The 17,676-nt window shown below is 51.8% G+C and carries 13 protein-coding genes and 2 tRNA genes; 11 read left to right on the plus strand and 4 right to left on the minus strand.

The window, feature by feature from the left end:
- Positions 1-53: 53 nt before the first annotated feature.
- From lon to lptG, 11 genes are all read left to right on the plus strand, one after another.
- A complete protein-coding gene (gene lon, locus AB0A83_RS01945; protein WP_150046292.1) occupies positions 54-2,465 on the plus strand; it encodes an endopeptidase La in 2,412 nt (803 codons plus the stop codon).
- Positions 2,466-2,672: 207 nt separating this feature from the next.
- Complete coding sequence (locus AB0A83_RS01950) at positions 2,673-2,945, plus strand: HU family DNA-binding protein (RefSeq protein ID WP_013820824.1); 273 nt, start codon at positions 2,673-2,675, stop codon at positions 2,943-2,945.
- 13 nt (positions 2,946-2,958) lie between these two features.
- Positions 2,959-3,034: transfer RNA gene (locus AB0A83_RS01955), tRNA-Val, on the plus strand.
- 6 nt (positions 3,035-3,040) lie between these two features.
- Positions 3,041-3,117 (plus strand) — tRNA-Asp (locus AB0A83_RS01960).
- 92 nt (positions 3,118-3,209) lie between these two features.
- Positions 3,210-5,069, plus strand: a complete 1,860-nt coding sequence (locus AB0A83_RS01965; RefSeq protein WP_367155291.1) for a SurA N-terminal domain-containing protein — start codon at positions 3,210-3,212, stop codon at positions 5,067-5,069.
- Between the two features lie 393 nt (positions 5,070-5,462).
- On the plus strand, positions 5,463-6,155 hold the full coding sequence (gene phoB, locus AB0A83_RS01970) for a phosphate regulon transcriptional regulator PhoB (protein ID WP_150046294.1): 693 nt from the start codon (positions 5,463-5,465) through the stop codon (positions 6,153-6,155).
- A 3-nt stretch (positions 6,156-6,158) separates the two neighbouring features.
- Positions 6,159-7,439, plus strand: coding sequence for a phosphate regulon sensor histidine kinase PhoR (phoR, locus tag AB0A83_RS01975; protein WP_150046295.1), 1,281 nt, complete (start codon positions 6,159-6,161; stop codon positions 7,437-7,439).
- Between the two features lie 103 nt (positions 7,440-7,542).
- Positions 7,543-8,931, plus strand: coding sequence for a cytochrome ubiquinol oxidase subunit I (locus tag AB0A83_RS01980; RefSeq protein ID WP_367155292.1), 1,389 nt, complete (start codon positions 7,543-7,545; stop codon positions 8,929-8,931).
- Positions 8,928-10,037 carry a cytochrome d ubiquinol oxidase subunit II gene (gene cydB / locus AB0A83_RS01985; protein ID WP_150046297.1) on the plus strand — a complete coding sequence of 370 codons (1,110 nt, stop codon included), beginning with the start codon at positions 8,928-8,930 and terminating at the stop codon, positions 10,035-10,037. Before AB0A83_RS01980 ends, cydB begins: the two co-directional genes overlap by 4 nt.
- Before the next feature lie 78 nt (positions 10,038-10,115).
- A complete protein-coding gene (locus AB0A83_RS01990; protein ID WP_150046298.1) occupies positions 10,116-10,694 on the plus strand; it encodes a DUF502 domain-containing protein in 579 nt (192 codons plus the stop codon).
- Positions 10,695-10,775: 81 nt separating this feature from the next.
- Positions 10,776-11,843, plus strand: a complete 1,068-nt coding sequence (gene lptG, locus AB0A83_RS01995; protein WP_367155293.1) for an LPS export ABC transporter permease LptG — start codon at positions 10,776-10,778, stop codon at positions 11,841-11,843.
- Here lptG and AB0A83_RS02000 read toward each other — a convergent pair.
- From AB0A83_RS02000 to AB0A83_RS02015, 4 genes are all read right to left on the minus strand, one after another.
- Positions 11,835-12,773: a diguanylate cyclase gene (locus tag AB0A83_RS02000; protein ID WP_150046300.1), complete on the minus strand. Its 939-nt coding sequence runs from the start codon at positions 12,771-12,773 to the stop codon at positions 11,835-11,837. The genes lptG and AB0A83_RS02000 overlap by 9 nt on opposite strands.
- Entirely contained in the window at positions 12,770-15,784 is a 3,015-nt protein-coding gene (locus AB0A83_RS02005) for a response regulator (RefSeq protein ID WP_367155294.1), read from the minus strand. Before AB0A83_RS02005 ends, AB0A83_RS02000 begins: the two co-directional genes overlap by 4 nt.
- A 4-nt stretch (positions 15,785-15,788) precedes the next feature.
- Positions 15,789-16,325, minus strand: a complete 537-nt coding sequence (locus AB0A83_RS02010) for a YfiR family protein (protein WP_367155295.1) — start codon at positions 16,323-16,325, stop codon at positions 15,789-15,791.
- A gap of 259 nt (positions 16,326-16,584) precedes the next feature.
- Positions 16,585-17,676 carry a lipocalin family protein gene (locus AB0A83_RS02015; protein WP_150046303.1) on the minus strand — a complete coding sequence of 364 codons (1,092 nt, stop codon included), beginning with the start codon at positions 17,674-17,676 and terminating at the stop codon, positions 16,585-16,587.

Here is a 17,676-nt window from a genome sequence, read left to right on the forward strand (position 1 = left end):
TCGTCCTCATATACGATTGCAGGTACCCCTTTTCGCCCACAGGATATGAACTCATGACTCACGAAAACGCCCAAGATGACCTAATACCCGTGCTACCGCTACGCGACGTAGTGGTATACCCGCACATGGTGATTCCTTTGTTTGTTGGACGAGGGATGTCCATTGATGCATTGGATGCAGCGTTGAAACAAGACAAACAAGTATTGCTGATTGCGCAAAAACAAGCGGAGATTGACGAACCTAAATTCGACGACCTTTACAAGGTTGGCACCCTGGCCAACATATTGCAGCTCCTCAAATTGCCGGACGGTACCGTGAAAGTGCTGGTGGAAGGTACGCAACGTTGTTCGGTATTGCAATATCACGAATTCGAAGGCTATTGCGCCGCCAACGTATTGGAATTGAACGACGAAATCAGCATAGACGAGCAAGAGATGGAGGTGTTGCAAAGAACGGCCATTAGTTCGTTCGATCAATACGTCAAATTGAACAACAAAATTCCCCCGGAGGTGTTGAATTCGCTGTCCGGTATCGACGACCCCGGGCGTCTGGCCGATACCATGGCTGCGCATATGGCGTTGAAAGTCGAAGAAAAGCAAAACATGCTGGAAATGGTGGATGTAGCCCGACGTCTGGAAGGCCTAATGACGTTGATGGAAGGCGAAGTGGATATTTTGGAAATGGAAAAGAAAATCCGCAGCCGGGTCAAAAAGCAAATGGAGAAAAATCAGCGCGAATACTATTTGAATGAGCAAATGAAAGCCATTCAAAAAGAGCTGGGCGAAATGGACGAAGCCGGCAATGAAGTCGACGAGTTGGAGAAAAAAATCGAGAATGCCGGGATGTCTGCGGAAGCTAAAACTAAAGCTAGCGCGGAGCTGAACAAACTAAAAATGATGTCGCCGATGTCGGCGGAAGCGACGGTAGTGCGTAATTACATCGATTGGATGGTGAACGTGCCTTGGAAAAAGAAAACCAAAGTGCGTCACGACCTTAAAGCCGCGGAACAGGTTTTGGAATCCGAGCATTTCGGGCTGGAGAAGGTTAAGGAGCGTATTCTCGAGTATTTGGCGGTCCACCAGCGTGTTAAGCAATTGAAAGGCCCTATATTGTGCTTGGTTGGGCCTCCGGGAGTGGGAAAAACGTCATTAGGTCAGTCGATTGCCCGGGCGACTAATCGCAAATACGTACGTATGGCCTTAGGCGGCGTTCGCGACGAGGCTGAGATTCGCGGTCATAGGCGGACATATATAGGTTCCATGCCCGGAAAAATTCTGCAAAATCTTGCTAAGATAAAAACCCGGAATCCGATGTTTTTGTTGGACGAAATCGACAAAATGGCAGCCGATTTTCGCGGCGACCCGGCATCCGCCTTACTGGAGGTTCTGGATCCCGAGCAAAATCATACTTTTTCCGATCACTATCTCGAGGTCGATTTCGACTTGTCCGACGTAATGTTTGTAGCGACGGCGAATACCTTGAACATACCCGCACCGCTGATGGATAGGATGGAAATCATTCGTTTGGCGGGTTATACCGAAGACGAAAAAATCAACATCGCGACTAGGTTCTTGATTCCGAAGCAAATCAAAAACAATGGCTTGAAAGAATCTGAGATCGAAATTACCGAGGTGGCGATCAGGGATATTATCCGCTATTACTCGCGGGAAGCGGGTGTTCGTAGTTTGGAAAGGGAAATCTCTAAAATCTGCCGCAAAGTCGTTAAAGATCTGTTGTTGCAAGCATCGGAAAGTCGAATCGTTATAAATTCGGAAAACCTCGATAAATACCTGGGCGTTAGGCGCTTTACCTACGGTGTCGCCGAAGACAACGACCAAATCGGTCAAGTAACCGGTTTGGCGTGGACCGAAGTCGGTGGGGAATTGTTAACCATCGAAACGGCAGTGATGCCCGGAAAAGGTAAACAGCAAGCGACCGGCAAATTAGGTGACGTGATGAAGGAGTCCATCGATGCGGCGGTCACGGTGGTTAGAAGCCGGGCAAACGTGTTGGGTATCGATAACGAAGTGTTCCAAAAAAACGATATACACATTCACGTTCCGGAAGGGGCGACACCGAAAGACGGACCTAGTGCAGGCATCGGCATGTGTACCGCCATTATCTCGGCGTTAACCAAAATTCCGGTGCGTGCGGATGTGGCAATGACCGGTGAAATCACCCTCAGAGGCGAAGTTTTGCCGATTGGCGGTTTGAAAGAGAAGCTTTTGGCTGCGCATAGGGGGGGGATTCGAACTGTTGTGATTCCTGCGGAAAACGAGAAAGATTTATCCGAAATTCCGGAAAACGTTAAAAGCAATTTGACGATCAAATGCGTCCGTTGGATAGACGAAGTTTTAGAAATTGCCTTGCAACGCTTGCCGGTCCCTATCGTCGTTGATTCGGCTGATAAAGCTGATGCGCCTGCCAAGGGCGATGTCAAGGCGCAGACTGTGGTCGCACATTAATCTTGCAAATTAGCCGCAAGACCTTGGCTGCCGGGGGATTGCGGCTATCTCTGAACTTGACATTGCTTGTTTCCCGTTGATATAAAGGCCTACCTTCCGTGGGGGAGGCTAGGGTAACGAACGGAAGCGGGGGCGAACCTGTCACTGGTATATCGATTCGCTTTTTCGAGCATAATTAGTACAACGACACATCCAAAGGGGAAATAAATGAATAAATCGGAACTGATTGACGCGATTGCGGCAGCATCACAATTGACTAAAGCCGATGCGGGTCGTGCTTTAGACGGTTTTATCAAATCGGTTGAAGAGGCTCTGAAAAAAGGCGATTCGGTGGCTTTGGTAGGCTTCGGAACGTTCGAAGTAAAAGAAAGGGCTGAGCGCAAAGGCCGTAATCCGCAAACCGGGGAAGAAATTACCATCAAGGCTGCAAAAATTCCTTCATTTAAAGCTGGCAAATCTTTAAAAGATGCTGTAAACTAGCGTTTCTTTAGTCGGGTGCTTAGCTCAGCTGGGAGAGCATCGCCCTTACAAGGCGAGGGTCGGGGGTTCGAACCCCTCAGCACCCACCAGACTTAGGAGCGGTAGTTCAGTTGGTTAGAATACCGGCCTGTCACGCCGGGGGTCGCGGGTTCGAGCCCCGTCCGCTCCGCCAAAACAGAAACCTCGGGCCGAATGGCTCGGGGTTTTTTTTTGCGCATTGTTTGCGGTTCGGAACCAAGTTTCACGCTGTTGAAGGACAGAGCTATGCTATTAGAAATTCGAGAAAAAGTGCAGGGTGTATTCGCGACGATCATTCTGGTATTCATTTGTGTACTGTTTGGATTGTGGGGGATACAAAACTACCTAGGCGGGGGAAAAGAGGCGCCGGTGATCATCGTCGGCGATAAGGAGTTTTTTCAACGCGACGTCAACCAAGCGTATCGGCAGTTCGAGCAGAACTTAGCCGGTATGAAGTTCGACGAAGAAACGCTGAAGCAACAGGTTGTAGAAAAATTGATTCGAGACGAAGTGCTGCTGCAATACGCAGAGTCGCAAAAGCTAACGGTGACGGACGATGTTGCTCGGGACTTCGTTCAGTCTTTGGAGTATTTCCAAAAGGACGGGAAATTCGATAAAAGCCAATATCAAACTTTGTTGAACGCGCAAGGCATGTCTTCCGACGAATTCGTCAGGCGCATTAAAAAAGCGTTGATCATGGAGCAGGTACAGCGAGGCATAGTCGATAGCGGTTTTGTGACGCCGGCCGAAATCGAAAGCTTTTTTAAAATTCAAAATCAACAACGCGACGTCGAATATGTGACGTTGCCGTTGAAAGTTGACGCTACGCAACCGACTGAGGAAGACGTTAATGCCTACTATCAACAGCATTTGGATCGCTTTCAAACCGAAGAACAAGTTGCTATTCAATACGTCGAGTTGGCCTTGTCCAAACTGGCTGCCGGCGTCAAGGCAACGGACGACGAGTTAAAAGCGTTCTACGAGGAACAAAAAGCGCAATACACCACGCCGGAACGCCGAAAAATTAGCCACATTCTGTTTGCGTTCGGCAAAGACGGAAACCAGAGCGAAGCGCTGCAACGCGCGCAGCGCGCTAAACAAGAGTTAGCCGGCAAAGACTTTGCTAGCTTGGCTGCCGAAGTATCCGACGATAAGTTGACTGCTAAAAACGGTGGAGACCTTGGGCTTTTTAACGTCGGCGTGATGGAAAAAGACTTTGAAGAAGCGGCTAGTCGCCTAAAGCAAGGCGAAGTTTCCGATCCGGTTAAATCGGCGTTCGGATATCACTTGATTAAGGTAACTGAACTGGTAGCGGGAGAAATAAAGCCGTTTGCCACGGTTAAATCCGAACTATTGCCAGCCTACCAAAAAGCTCAAGCGGAAAGCCGTTATAACGAATTGGCCGAAAAGCTTGCGGAAGTGAGTTATGAAAACCCTGGTAGTCTGGAAGCAGTCGCTCAATTGTTAGGGGTTGAAATTCAAACCACACCTTTGTTTACGCGAGTGCGTGGCGAAGGGATTGCCGCCAATGACAAGGTTAGGCAGGCCGCATTTTCGGAAGACGTGTTGAAAGGCAACAATAGTGAGCCGCTGGAACTGGCAGGCGATCAGGTTGTGGTATTGCGTATGCTGTCGCACAATCCGGCAGCTACCAAGGATCTGAATTCGGTCAAAGATCAGGTCATAGAAGCACTGCTCAACGAGCGCGCGGGCCTACGCGTCACGGAGCTCGCCGATAGCTTGAAAAAGGAGTTGCAATCGGGAAAATCGTTTACGGAAGTTGCGCAGGCTGCGGGATTGACAGTCAAAAAATTATCCAGTGTGACGCGTACGGCTAAAGACATCGATCCTGGCCTTGTGCAAGCCGTGTTTCGTGCAGCAAAACCGCAAGCCAATCAAGCTAGCGTAGTCGTAATAGATAACGTAGGGGGTAGTAAAACGGTCGCCGCCATCAGTCGTGTTATCGAAGGAGCGATGACGGAGGCCGATAAGGCCCAGCAAGCAGGTTTGGCAAAGAACATGGCCGCGGCATTCGGCAGAGCGCAATTCGAAGCAGTTTTGAATCAGCTGGAGACCGAAGCCGACCTTACCGTTGCCAAGCCGTAATCGGCAACGTTTGCTCAACACTGAATGGAAACGATTTTGCGCATGGACGCGCGCACCTAACGCACCTTAAATGTTAGTGGCACCAATTTCTTAAGGTCTGCTCCTTAACTTCCTTCAAAGCGTTTTCATTTTCTTGCTGCGCGGAAATGTGCGTACCGGTTTTGCTGTCGATGTGTATTATTGATAGTCGATGCTCTCACCACTACCGCCTCAATTGACTGGGGCGTTAGCTGCCTTCTTTGGTCTGTAAGATACCGTTCGATTGTTCGCCTTGCGTTGTTTGCCTTTTTAAGTGGGCTCTGTTTCGATGCCGGATTCGAAATGGCTTGTCATAAAAAGGTAATATGGCGTTGTTAGATTTGCAGATCGATTAGGCTGAACCGTAAAATGATTATGTCGAATTTGAATGCCCTGGTTGTGGAAGACGACGATGCCATTCGGGAAATGTTGCTCATGGTATTGGAACAGGCCCAATTGCAGGTTACCGCGGTCGGTAGCGCGGAGCAGGCACTGCAAGCGCTTGCGGAACATAGAGTCGATTTGTTGCTACTGGATTGGATGTTGCCGGGTATCAGCGGAGTGGAGCTGGCTCGTCGCCTGAAACGGGAGCCCGGCTACAAAGACTTGCCGATTATTTTGCTTACCGCGCGGGGAGAGGAAGAAGACAAGATTCGCGGATTGGAAATCGGTGCCGATGATTACGTCACCAAGCCGTTTTCACCTAAGGAGTTGATTGCCAGAATTAAAGCGGTGATGCGGCGCAGCGGTAAGCTGACCGAAACCGGGCAATTGAAGATAGGCGATTTAACGCTGGATGCCGATCAACATCGCTTGACCATTGCCGGAAAGACGGTGGATGTTAGTCCGACCGAGTTTCGGCTTATGCAGTTTTTTATGGCCAATCCCGATAAAGTCTATAGCCGCACCCATTTGCTCGACCAAGTTTGGGGGCGTAGCGTCTACATAGAGGAGCGTACGGTCGATGTGCATATCCGTCGCTTGCGGAAATTACTGGCCGAATTCGGCCGGGAAGATTTGATCCAGACAGTACGCGGATTCGGCTACCGCTTTTCCATTGCGGGGTAACCAATGGGGCGTTGGAAGCGAGAGATAGGGATAGCCATCGCAGTGATGCTGCCGCTTTTGGTATTGGGCTGGTTTATCGGGCACACCAGTCAGATGATGCTGACGGCAACCTGGTTAATGCTGATCAAGCAATGTTTATCGATAAACGAATTGGAGCAGTGGCTGGCACGCGGGAACTTCCGCGACCTTAAAAATCGAAAAGGCATTTGGTCGGACATTTATTACCATTTATGGAAAATCAAAAAAGCTGAGAAAAAGCGTAAAAAGAAATTCGGGCGGGTGATCGACCAATTTCGGACATCTACCGATGCGCTGCCCGATGCGGCCGTGGTGTTGGGCGAGTTTGCCCAAATCGAGTGGACCAATAAGGCGGCGCGCGAAGTGTTAGGTCTTAAGAAATCCGACAAAGGCCAAAGGATTCCTAATTTAATCCGAAGTCCGCAATTCATCCAGTTTCTAAAGTCGGAGGATTATCAACAAAAGATCTGTATCGCCTCGCCGATTAACGACAGCATCATGTTGCAAATCAGTATCGTACCGTACGGCGAAGGCTTGCGGCTGATGTTGGCGCAAGACGTCACGCAAATTAAGAGCATGGAACGCATGCGTACCGATTTCGTTGCCAACGTTTCGCACGAACTGCGTACCCCCATCACGGTATTAAAAGGCTATTTGGAAACGCTGCAGGAGGTGGACGAAATACCGACGCCCGTGGCGCGTTCGTTGGCGCAAATGTCCGCGCAAACCGAACGCATGCAGCATTTGATCGACGATCTGCTAATGCTGACGAAATTGGAAACCAAGCCCAGAAAATCCGAATGCGTCAAGATGCGCGAGCTTTTGGAGCAAATCTGTAAGGAAAGCGATTTATTGGAGAAAGACGAACGCCGCATCGAATTGAAGGTCGATAGCAATGCCGATTTGGCCGGAGACATACAGGAGCTGCAGAGCGCATTTTCCAATTTAATCGTCAATGCGATGAAATATTCGCCGGCGATTTCCCCTGTCAAGGTTACTTGGTTCGCCAGGAGCGACGGGATGTTATGTTTAGAGGTGGAGGACTTTGGCGAAGGTATCCCCGCTCTCGACATCCCGCGCATCACCGAGCGGTTTTACCGGGTAGATGTTAAGCGCAAACACAAGGTGACCGGTACCGGTTTGGGCTTGGCTATCGTTAAACACGTGATGGCGCGCCACGACGGCAAATTGGAAATTGAAAGTCAGTTAGGCAAAGGTAGCCGCTTTCGCTGTTTGTTTCCGGCGCAAAGAGTTTATTGCGCTTGAGCTTCCGCGTTTCCTCAATAATACCGCGTAAATAAAAACGCGCTCGATAGCGCGGCATTTTTTATAATTGCAGCCTTTTTGAAATTCTTGCGAAGAGGCTGAAATGCTTGCCGACACCGTTATCGAATTGTCGCGTTGGCAGTTTGCCGTCACGGCACTATTGCACTTCTTGTTTATACCGTTCACCCTGGTGTTGGCGCTGTTGCTGGCTGTCACCGAAACCTTGGCGGTTTTTAGCGATGCGTCTGCGTACCAACGCACGCTAAGGTTTTGGCGGCACATTTTCGCTATCAATTTCTTGCTGGCTCTCGCCACCCGCTTGTGGGTGTTATGCGAGTTCGGAATGAACGGTTCCTATTTTTCCCATTATGTAGGCGATATCGTGGCCTTGCCGTTGGCGATAGAGGCTTTTACCGGCCTGGCTGCGGGCGTTGCCTTGTTCGTGCCGTATTGTTTTGCCTACCATAAGTTGTCTAAGTTTCAGCGCTGCTCCGCGATTTGCCTGCTGGCGCTGGCGGTACACAGCTCCGCTTATTGGGTGCTGGTTGCCAATGCTTGGTTGCAGCAGCCGATAGCCGCGGCTTTCGATTATCAGTCTTACCGGATGGTGTTGCAGGACGGCCTAGGTATGTTGTTCAACCCGGCAGCGGCGGATACATTTATCCATGTTTTGGCGGCGAGCTATCTGGCCGCCGTAGCGGTGATCTTGGCAGTTAGTGCCCGCCAGTTACGCCAAGATCCGCAGGACTCTGCGGCCCGTTATATGTTTAAGTTGGCAGCCCCGTTCGGGCTCGTTGCCGTTGCGGTTTTGCTGTGGCAGAACGGTTCATCGCCCGACGGTGCTAACTTGGTGCAACGGGCAAAATATTCCGTTTTACAGCAAGCTGCAGACGCAACGCTTTTGACCGATTTTCAAGCGCGCATACGTAGCGGCATGGAAACTTATAATTTGTTGCAGCAACTGCGCGACAGCGATAACGATAAGCAGCTCTTGTCTGACTTCAACGGCCGTCAACAGGATTTGGGTTACGCCTGGTTGTTAAGCTCTTGGCACAAGCCCATAGTTGGTGCTAGCGCGGGGCAGATAGAGTCAGCAGCACAATCCGCGTTGCCGGCGTATCGATTATTATTTTACGGGAGTTATTATTCGATGATCGCCGTTGCATGGCTTAGCGCCGTTTTAATGTTAGCAGCGGTTTGGAAGGCTTTTGCCGGGGCCGGTTTGCCTGCTTGGCTGATCACGTGTTGCTGCTACGGCTGGAGTTTGCCTTGGCTCGCCAGCATATCCGGCTGGTTTTTTGCGCAAGGAGGTTTGCAGCCATGGGTTGTTGCAGGGGTGTTGCCGATCCGGTTGGCAGTGTCTTCGTTAAGCGTTTCCCAATTGGCGGTGAGCAGTGGCGGATTCGTACTGCTATGCGTAATTCTGTTAATGGCCGGACGATATGGCTTGCAGCAAGCCAATCGGCAGGCGGCGACGGAGAGGTCGGTATGACGATGGATCTGGAGTCGTTACGCTTGATCTGGTGGTTAATTTTGGGCGTTGTTGTCGTTGTATTTACCTTGTGCGAAGGTTTAGCCTTGGGCGTGTTTTTGCTTCTACCGCTTGCGAGCCGGCAGCCAAGCCATAGCCGGCAAATGTTGCAGTCGATCGCACCGACCAGCTTGCTCGGCCTGCTTTGGCTATTGGTTTTGTTGGCGACCTTATTTGCCGTATGGCCCATCGTCTACGCAGTGTCCTTGGCCGGTTTTTATACTTTACTGGTTCCCTTGCTTACGGTGCTGTGCGCGCGGACTGCCGCGTTGCCGCTAAGATTGTTTGAATTAGCAGCTTGGGAGAAATATGAAAACCGGATTGCGTTGGCCTGCGGTTACCTGCCGGCGATCACATTAGGAATCATTGCCGGCAATCTGCTGAAAGGTATCCCGTTTCATTTGGAAAGCGATATGCGTATCCTGTTTTTAGGGGATACCATTGGCTTGTGTAATCCGTTTGCGCTGTTAGTGGCGGCTACGTTTACGGCGCTACTCGCTTTCTACGGCAGTTTGTGGGTACAGTTAAATACGGAGGGTCAGCTAAGGCATGAGGTGGCTGCGCTTTCCATGCGTTTGGCGCTGGTGTTTGTCGTGCTGTTCGTGCTGACCGGGTTATGGTTAAGTCATTTGGAAGGCTATCATATTACCTCCGAACTGCTTCCCAACGCAGCGTCCAATCCGTTGGCGAAATTCGTCAAACGCGCAGAAGGCCTGTGGCTGGACAACTACGAACATATCCCGGTTTTGTGGGGGTTGCCGGTATTCGTCGCAGTCGCCGCGCCGGCCGCCGCCGCCCTTGCACTGAGGGGTAAGGCTTATTACGCGATGTTGACGGGCGTGTTGACGGTTGGCGTAGCGGTTTTGACCTTCGGGGTTTCTATGTTTCCGTTTTTGTTGCCGTCGAATATCTCGTTGAATACCTCGCTGAGCATTTGGGACAGTAGTGCCAGCCAAACCAGCGCCGGCTTGTTGCTGCCGGTCGGCTTGATCGCGGTTCCGCTAATAGCCGTTGTTACTCGATGCTTGTTCGGATTTTTTAACCGGCAAGACTTGGCAAAGGATTGATTTTTGCCGCTAGATGCCCCAAGCTAACTCGGCCTGGGGCGTGTATTTGCCATTGACAATAATAATAAGGAAACCCGTATGAAAAAGCTTTTGAATTACGCCTTGATCGGTATCGTTGCCTTGATCCCGGTCGTGGTGATATTGCAAATCGTCTTGTTCGTCAAAGACCGTTTTACCGATTTGTTCCGGTTCGTTTACGGATATTCCGATAATTACTTTATTACTTTTTTGTTGTTCGGCGCTAGCTTCGCCGTTATCACTTATATAGGTCACAGAGTCAGCTTGGGCCGATTCTCGATTATTGCGGCGTTCGAAAAGCTGGTCGAGCGCATTCCGCTATTAAGCACGATATACCGAGTAACCAAGAAGTTGGTGCATATGATTGCCGGCCACGAATTGCAAGAGCCGCGCGAAGTGGTTTATATAGAATATCCGAAAGAAGGTGTGTGGGTGCCGGCTTACGTCACTAATAGAATTCAAGACAGATACATACTTTTCGTGCCGACTTCGCCTAATCCCACATCCGGTTTCGCGGTCATCGTGCACGAATCCAAAGTCATTCGTTCCGAGATGAGCATAGAACAAGTGACCAGTTTTATCATCAGCGTGGGTGCCGATTTCGAGAAACCAAGCGAAGTTGACAAGTTGCCTAAATAGGCTAATCGTGGGCAACTCTTATTTAAAAGATTCCGGCTGCAACTAGTCGGAATCTGTCGTTAACAGTCGTATATCCACCTTGTGAACGTCCTATCGTATTACATCATCCGCGAAGTCACTAAAGGGGCTTTGCTGGCTTTGCTGTTATTGCTTACCTTGTTTAATTTATTCACCTTCAGCGACGAATTGAAGGATTTGGGCAACGGCAACTATGGCTTGAAACAAGTCCTATGGTATTTAGTACTGACCTCTCCCAGGGTGACGTTCGAATTGATTCCGTCTGCGGCTCTACTCGGCAGTTTGTTCGTGGTCGGTGCCATGGCCAACAATCGCGAAATTGTGGCGATGCGGGCAGCCGGGTTTTCTACCTTTTGGATTATTCGTAACATTATGCTGGCCGGCCTGATATTGGTAGTGCTGGCGGTAGCCATCGGCGAATTGGTGGCGCCGGCCAGCGAGCGCACGGCGCAAGTGTTGAAAACCACCGCTCAAAATAATGGTGTGGTGCTACGCTCGCAATACGGGATGTGGTTGCGCGAGGGTAACCGTTTCATCAATGTGCGTAAGATTCTGGACGACGGGTCGTTGGGCGACGTGCGCATATTCGAAATCGACGAGCAGCACCGTTTGATTAGCGCAACCCGCGCCGCGCACGGTATATTTTTAGGCGAGCAACGTTGGACTTTGCAGAATGCGGCGGTTTCGATTTTTAATCCGGACCGCGTCGATGTCAAATCTCAGGCCGAAATGCCGTGGCAATCCGGCATAGATGCCGATTTGCTCAAAGTGGCGGTGGTCAATTCGGACAATTTGTCGTTATACGATCTTTATATGTATATCGATTTTTTGAACGCCAACCAGCAAAAAGCCCAGCGTTACGAACTGGCGTTTTGGAGCCGCTTGATTAATCCTTGGGTAACCTTCGTGATGCTGATGGTCTCGGTGCCTTTGGTGATCGGCATAGGCCGCGGCATAGGCGCCGGAGGGCGCATTACCTTGGGCGTACTCATCGGCATGACTTTCAATATTCTGGACCGCATCGTCGGACACATGGGCTTGATTTACGACGTCAATCCCATGTTGATAGCGGTCATGCCCAGCTTGACGGTGTTTTTGATCGCCACGGCGACCGTGTGGCGTTTAAGTTAACTGGCGAGCCGCCAGGGGTTTGCCGCCGAATGCCTGGTTGCGCCCGGTATATTTGGCTTGATACAGCATGGAATCGGCATGGTCCAGCAGCAATGAAGACGCTTGTTCGGATTGAGGTACTAATGAGGCATAGCCCGCGCTGATTGTAATCCAGCGCGAGACTTTGGACGAGGCGTGCGGGATTTGTTGGGCCTCGATTCGCCGGCATAATTGTTCGGCAATCAGCCACGCGCCGTCGCTGTCTGTTTCCGGAAGTAAGATCACGAACTCTTCCCCGCCGTAACGGGCAACTAAATCGCCGGGCCTGCTGACCAGCATCGATAGCTGCGAAGCGACCCGCTTTAGGCACATATCGCCAGCGCCGTGCCCGTGGAAATCGTTATAACTCTTGAAGTAATCCACGTCCACCATGATCAGCGCCAGCGAAATTTGGTTGCGTTGCGCGCGCCGCCATTCCTGTTCGAGGACTTGATCGAAGCGGCGCCGGTTCGGAATGCCGGTCAAGCCGTCTATCCAGGCCATGCTTTCCAATAAATCGGTCATTTGTTTTAAGCGGATGTAGTTGCGGATCCGCGCTTTGACCACCGGTAAATAAAACGGCTTGGCGATGTAATCCAAAGCGCCGAGATTCAAACCTTTCTCCTCGTCGTGCACGTCGCTCATCGCAGTGACAAAAATGACCGGAATGTCGCAGGTTTTGGGGTCGGTTTTTAAGATGCGGCACACCTCGTAGCCGTCCATGTCGGGCATCATCACGTCCAGCAATATCAAATCCGGAGCGCCTTGTTTGGCAATGGTTTCCAAGGCTGCGGTACCGGTGGCGGCGACCTTGATCCGGTAATCCTGAATCAAATTTTCGGCGAGCACCTGAATATTGGTGGGGGTATCGTCGACGATCAAAATTAACGGTTTAGGTACTTCGGGGTTCATGACGGGTCTCCTGCGCTATGACTCGCTATGACGGATTCTAATTCGTTTAGCGTGTCGGTTGCACGCGGGTAGTCGATATTGCTTACGTGTCTCTCAATTTGCCGCAGCAGCTGATGGGCGTGCGGCGCAGGTAGGGCATGGTGCAATTTGCCGAGCAATTCGTTAGGTACGAAATCGCAGCCTTCCAGTAACTGGCGCAGCTCCCGGGTCAAGGCCCGCGCGGCGGACCAGTCCGTTTGCCGCGCGGGCGGTTGATCGGCAACAACAGGGACGGCATATTGCCGGAGGGTGGTCATTACTTGCTCGAAACAGCGGATAAATTCACTATCGTCGGCGCCGGCGTCGGCGACCAATGCTTGCTCCAGCGCGGCGGCGGCTTGACTGAGCCGGATAGCGCCAACCATCCCGGCAGCGCCTTTAAGCGTATGCAGCGAGGTGAGTGCTTGATCGATTTGGCCTAAAGTGCGTTGTTCTCGTAAACGCCGGGCGAAGTCTGCAAAGCGGTCCGCGAAATGGCTGAGAAAACGACGCAGTTTGGCTTCGTCTTTACCCAGGGTCTCCAAAATATAGGCGCGGTCGAAACCGGGCAAATCCTCGGCGGGTTTGGAAACGGGTTTATAGCTTAGCGGGGCGGGTTTGTGATGCGGTTTTATGCAGCGTATTAACTCGGATAACAATACGTGCGGCAAGATCGGTTTGCCGACGTGGGCGTTCATGCCGGCCGCCAAACAATCGTTGCGGGCCGGCTCTTGCACGGCGGCGGTCATCGCGATAATCGGCAGGTTTTTAAAGCGCGGGTCTTGGCGAATGACGGTAGTGGCTTCGATTCCGCTCATTTCGGGCATTTGCAAATCCATCAGCACTGCGTCGAAATTTCCGCGCCGGACGGCTGCCACTCCTTCCAAGCCATTGTTGGCCACGGTAACGCTAAGCCCGGCGTCGTGCAAATATTCACAGGTGACCATTTGATTGATTTCGTTGTCTTCCACCAAGAGAATCCGCGCCCCGCGGATAGGTGCGGCTAATTCGGCTAAGTTCGGACCGGAATAACCGGTATCGTCGGCGATAATGTGTCCGCCTTGTAGACGGGTCATGGCATCCAGCAAGGTAGAGGGCATAACCGGTTTCAGCAAAATATCGTCCGGCATGGCGTCTCTGGCCGCATTGAGTACATTTTCCCTATTGGCGGCGGTTACCATAATGACCACCGGCGCATGCTGAATTTCGCCGCGTGCGACCATGTCTTTGATTTTACGGTTGACCTCCACGCCGTCCATGCCGGGCATCTTCCAATCGAGTAATACCATCTCGAAATCGCGGCTGTCGTGTTTGGCGTTGCGCAAACGGAGCAAAGCGTCCGGACCGGATGCGACTTCTTCGGCTTCGAAGCCCCAGGATTGTAATATATCCCTTAACATTTGCCGGGACATTTCCAGGTCGTCGACTATCAGTACCCGCAGCGGGCGTAGGTCGGACGATAGTTGTTTGGTGTTCGGCCGCACCTGGCACTTTAAGGTCAGGGTAAATTCGAAAATGCTGCCGATCCCCGGCGTGCTTTGTACGATCAATTGGCCGCCCATCATGTCGACCAGGCGTTTACTGATGGTGAGCCCCAAACCGGTACCCCCGAAACGGCGGGTGATGGAGCCGTCGGCCTGGGTGAACGGTTCGAATAAATGAATGACTTGTTGCGCGGTCATGCCGATGCCGGAGTCGCGTACCGAGAAATGCAGAGTCACTTGGTGGGCATCGAAATCCCGGCGACCGATTTTGACGTGGATTCCGCCGTTTTCGGTAAACTTGACCGCGTTTCCGACTAGGTTGTTCAGCACCTGTCCCAAGCGCAAGGCGTCGCCGATTAGATGGTGCGGTGCGTCCGGATCCAGGTCGAATACCATCTCCAGACCTTTCTCTTCGGCGCGGACGATGAATAGGTTCAGCACGTTTTGCAAGACTTCTTCCAGGTCGAAAGGCTCGGATACCAGTTCCATGCGGTCGGCTTCGACTTTGGAGTAATCCAGAATGTCGTTGGTGATGGCCAGCAAAGCCAGCGACGAGGTATGAATTTTCTGCAGGTAGTCGCGTAATTTTGCCGGTGGATCGTTTTTCAGGGCCAAGTCGGATAAACCGATCAGCGCATTCATCGGGGTGCGAATTTCGTGGCTCATATTAGCCAAGAACATGCTCTTGGCTCGCGAGGCCGCCTCGGCTTGTTCTTTGGCCTGCAGCAGCTCCGAGGTGCGTTGCGCCACTTCTTCTTCCAAGCGGTCGCGATGAGTCGTCAGATCCATGTCGCGCGTTTGAATTTCTTCCAGCATGCTATTGAAGTCCTGTACCAGCGAACCGATTTCGTCGTCACCGTGCCGGCTTACTCGCAAAGTGTAATTTTTTTGTTCGGCGATGGTTCTTGCGGTTTGGGCCAGTTCTTCTATCGGCTTGGAGATGACTCGTTGCAGCCGAACCACCAGTAGGTAGACCAGTAACAACGACGAGCTTGCGGCGGCTAAACCCTTGCTTAAATCGGTGGCTTGATCGTTCCACAATGCCGTGAAGTTGGCCTGGACTAATACGGTGCCTACGCGTTCGGTGTTTTTGACGACAGGGGTGATGAGATCGGCGCGGCGGCTCCAAAAATCGGTGCGTAGTTCGCGCGAGTCGACATGGTAGTCCGGCGGTAAGCCGTAGTCGTGCCGGTTGCGGCTCCAATGCGCCAGAATGCTGTCGTTTTCGGATAGCATCCACGCGGCTTCGATTTCGGGGTGGTCCTTGAGCGATTCCAGTAAGCGTTGCGCTTCGATTTTATCGGAGAATACCAAGGCCGCTTGACCGTTTTGCGCCAACACGTCTCCCAGCCCGGCGATTTCGGTCAAGGTACTCTGGTAGCGGCTGACGGCGGAACTGACCACGATTGCGGACATGCTGACCAACAAGCAAGTCGTGCAGCTGAGCATGATGATGGAGACCAGTTTTGTCTGTAACGACCAGTTGGGAAAGTCCGGTAACAAACGCATCGGTCTATCTCCCATAAACATAAGATGCAATATTCAGCAATTGACCCGGCAGCCTAAGTCCGGCGTTGTTGATCGATTCCAAGTTAACTTCGAACACGACTTTGTTGTCCAGAAAACGCAAGCCGATACCGCCGCCTTTTTCGGCGAAGTCGCTGATGTCCGACAAGGTTAATACCGGGGAATTTGCCAAGGCTTTGAGCAGCGAAACGAAACGGCCGGCTTCCGAATTACCGATGAATACCATGTGGCAACCGGTTAACGATGGGTCGGAAAAGCCGTGGGTTTCGACGGTCATGACATGTTCGCCGGCTTTGCGCCCTTCGAAATCGTGCAAGGCGCCGTCCAGTGCGTCGGCGCCGACTACGCATAGTTTCAGGTTGGCGTCGCTAGGCAGGGCTTCGGCCGGCCATTCGACGAATTTGGCGAAATTGTACAAATAAGCGGCTTTAATTTGGTTTTCGGAAAATCCATTGGCGGCGGCGATTTGCCAGCCGGCTAGGAGGACGAGTAGCCGGCTGCCGTAAAAGGCGACTTGCGCCATGAACCGCAAGCAATATAACCGGCCTAGCAGGCTTGCGTTTGCCGATTTCAACAGATGGCCGGCGCGAACCAGAAGCGAGCTTAATCCTTCATGCTTATTCTGTTGCGCCATGAGCGGGTAATTGCTGATAAGGGTCCGAGCGGCTGAATTAGAAAGTTACTGCAATTAAATCATCGGGACAGATATTAGTGGAATTATCAGCGTAGGTAAAACACTAGAAATAGACGGACGCAAATCGTCCGTCTATAAGAGGTATGGATTAAACGCCGAGTTTTGCCGCGCAACGGCAAAATCCGTTCAACTCTACATAGGCGCTGCCGGTTTGCGCACCGTCTACGCTGCATGCGCCTTCCCAATAGACCGGGCCTATCCATAAGGTGTGCTTGGCGTGTAGCTCTTGATCTTTCAGCAACGGTTGTACCGTAAATTTTTCCCCGCGTACTTCGAGCGCCCAGCCTGACGGATACGTACAGCCGGTGTTGGGGCTGGTCCATTCGCCTAACACCGTGACTTCGAATTCGTGTGCGGCCAGCGTGACGGTGCGGCCTTCGGCGTCGGTAATGGAGCCGGATTTTTCGACCGATGCGTCGTTGCCTTGGAAATCGAACAACATGATTTGCCGGTTGTCGTCCAATTCGAGCGCAAACCATTGCCAGCCTTGATTGATGGCTTGATAAAGTTCGCCGTATTGCCGGTCGAACCAGCTGTTTCCGGTTACTGAAAAGGTTTGGCCTTTGATGCTCAAGCTGCCTTTGGTCGCCATTCTGGGGCGCGAATAATAATAGGTATAACCGCCGAAACGATAGGGATGCGCGTCGCCGCCGTAATGCATGGCGGCCGGCAAATCGGTATCGAGTTGCAAGTCCAGCACATAATCGCCGATTTCGGCGTGCAAACGGTCGTGGCCGCCGCCGCCGACCGCGGTGACTTTGTTGCCGATGCCGGAGCTCAGGTTAAAACCGTTTTTGGTGCGGTCGGGTAAGTGGAATTCCAGAAATTCCTCGAAGCTGAAGGTTTGGCCGGCAACGTCGGTGATGGCTGCCTGCACCAATTGATCGCGCATGATCACAAAACTGTCGAAAGCGAAAAACACGATTTCGAATCCGAACCGGCGTCCGTCTTCGGTATGCAAATGACCGGTCCAGTACCACCATTGCACTTGTTCTTGAGGCAGGAAGGCGTCGTCCGCCGGCAATTCGACCGGACCGATCAGGCCGCGCTTGGGAAGAAACATACAGACGATGACCGCAACCGCCAGTAGCGCCCACGGTAACCAAGCAGGGTTGATCAGAGCGATGATGGCCACGATGCCGCCGACTATCCAGGGCAGTTTTTTCCAGATTTCACGCAT

The sequence above is a fragment of the Methylomonas sp. HYX-M1 genome (genome assembly GCF_040741385.1).
Classification (GTDB): domain Bacteria; phylum Pseudomonadota; class Gammaproteobacteria; order Methylococcales; family Methylomonadaceae; genus Methylomonas; species Methylomonas rhizoryzae.

Excerpts from the sequence above, each read along its gene's own strand:
- lon (WP_150046292.1), top strand. The coding sequence starts at position 54 with ATGACTCACGAAAACGCCCAAGATGACCTAATACCCGTGCTACCGCTA.
- AB0A83_RS01950 (WP_013820824.1), top strand. The coding sequence starts at position 2,673 with ATGAATAAATCGGAACTGATTGACGCGATTGCGGCAGCATCACAATTG.
- AB0A83_RS01965 (WP_367155291.1), top strand. The coding sequence starts at position 3,210 with ATGCTATTAGAAATTCGAGAAAAAGTGCAGGGTGTATTCGCGACGATC.
- phoB (WP_150046294.1), top strand. The coding sequence starts at position 5,463 with ATGTCGAATTTGAATGCCCTGGTTGTGGAAGACGACGATGCCATTCGG.
- phoR (WP_150046295.1), top strand. The coding sequence starts at position 6,159 with ATGGGGCGTTGGAAGCGAGAGATAGGGATAGCCATCGCAGTGATGCTG.
- AB0A83_RS01980 (WP_367155292.1), top strand. The coding sequence starts at position 7,543 with ATGCTTGCCGACACCGTTATCGAATTGTCGCGTTGGCAGTTTGCCGTC.
- cydB (WP_150046297.1), top strand. The coding sequence starts at position 8,928 with ATGACGATGGATCTGGAGTCGTTACGCTTGATCTGGTGGTTAATTTTG.
- AB0A83_RS01990 (WP_150046298.1), top strand. The coding sequence starts at position 10,116 with ATGAAAAAGCTTTTGAATTACGCCTTGATCGGTATCGTTGCCTTGATC.
- AB0A83_RS02000 (WP_150046300.1), bottom strand. The coding sequence starts at position 12,773 with ATGAACCCCGAAGTACCTAAACCGTTAATTTTGATCGTCGACGATACC.
- AB0A83_RS02005 (WP_367155294.1), bottom strand. The coding sequence starts at position 15,784 with ATGCGTTTGTTACCGGACTTTCCCAACTGGTCGTTACAGACAAAACTG.
- AB0A83_RS02010 (WP_367155295.1), bottom strand. The coding sequence starts at position 16,325 with ATGGCGCAAGTCGCCTTTTACGGCAGCCGGCTACTCGTCCTCCTAGCC.
- AB0A83_RS02015 (WP_150046303.1), bottom strand. The coding sequence starts at position 17,676 with ATGCGTGAAATCTGGAAAAAACTGCCCTGGATAGTCGGCGGCATCGTG.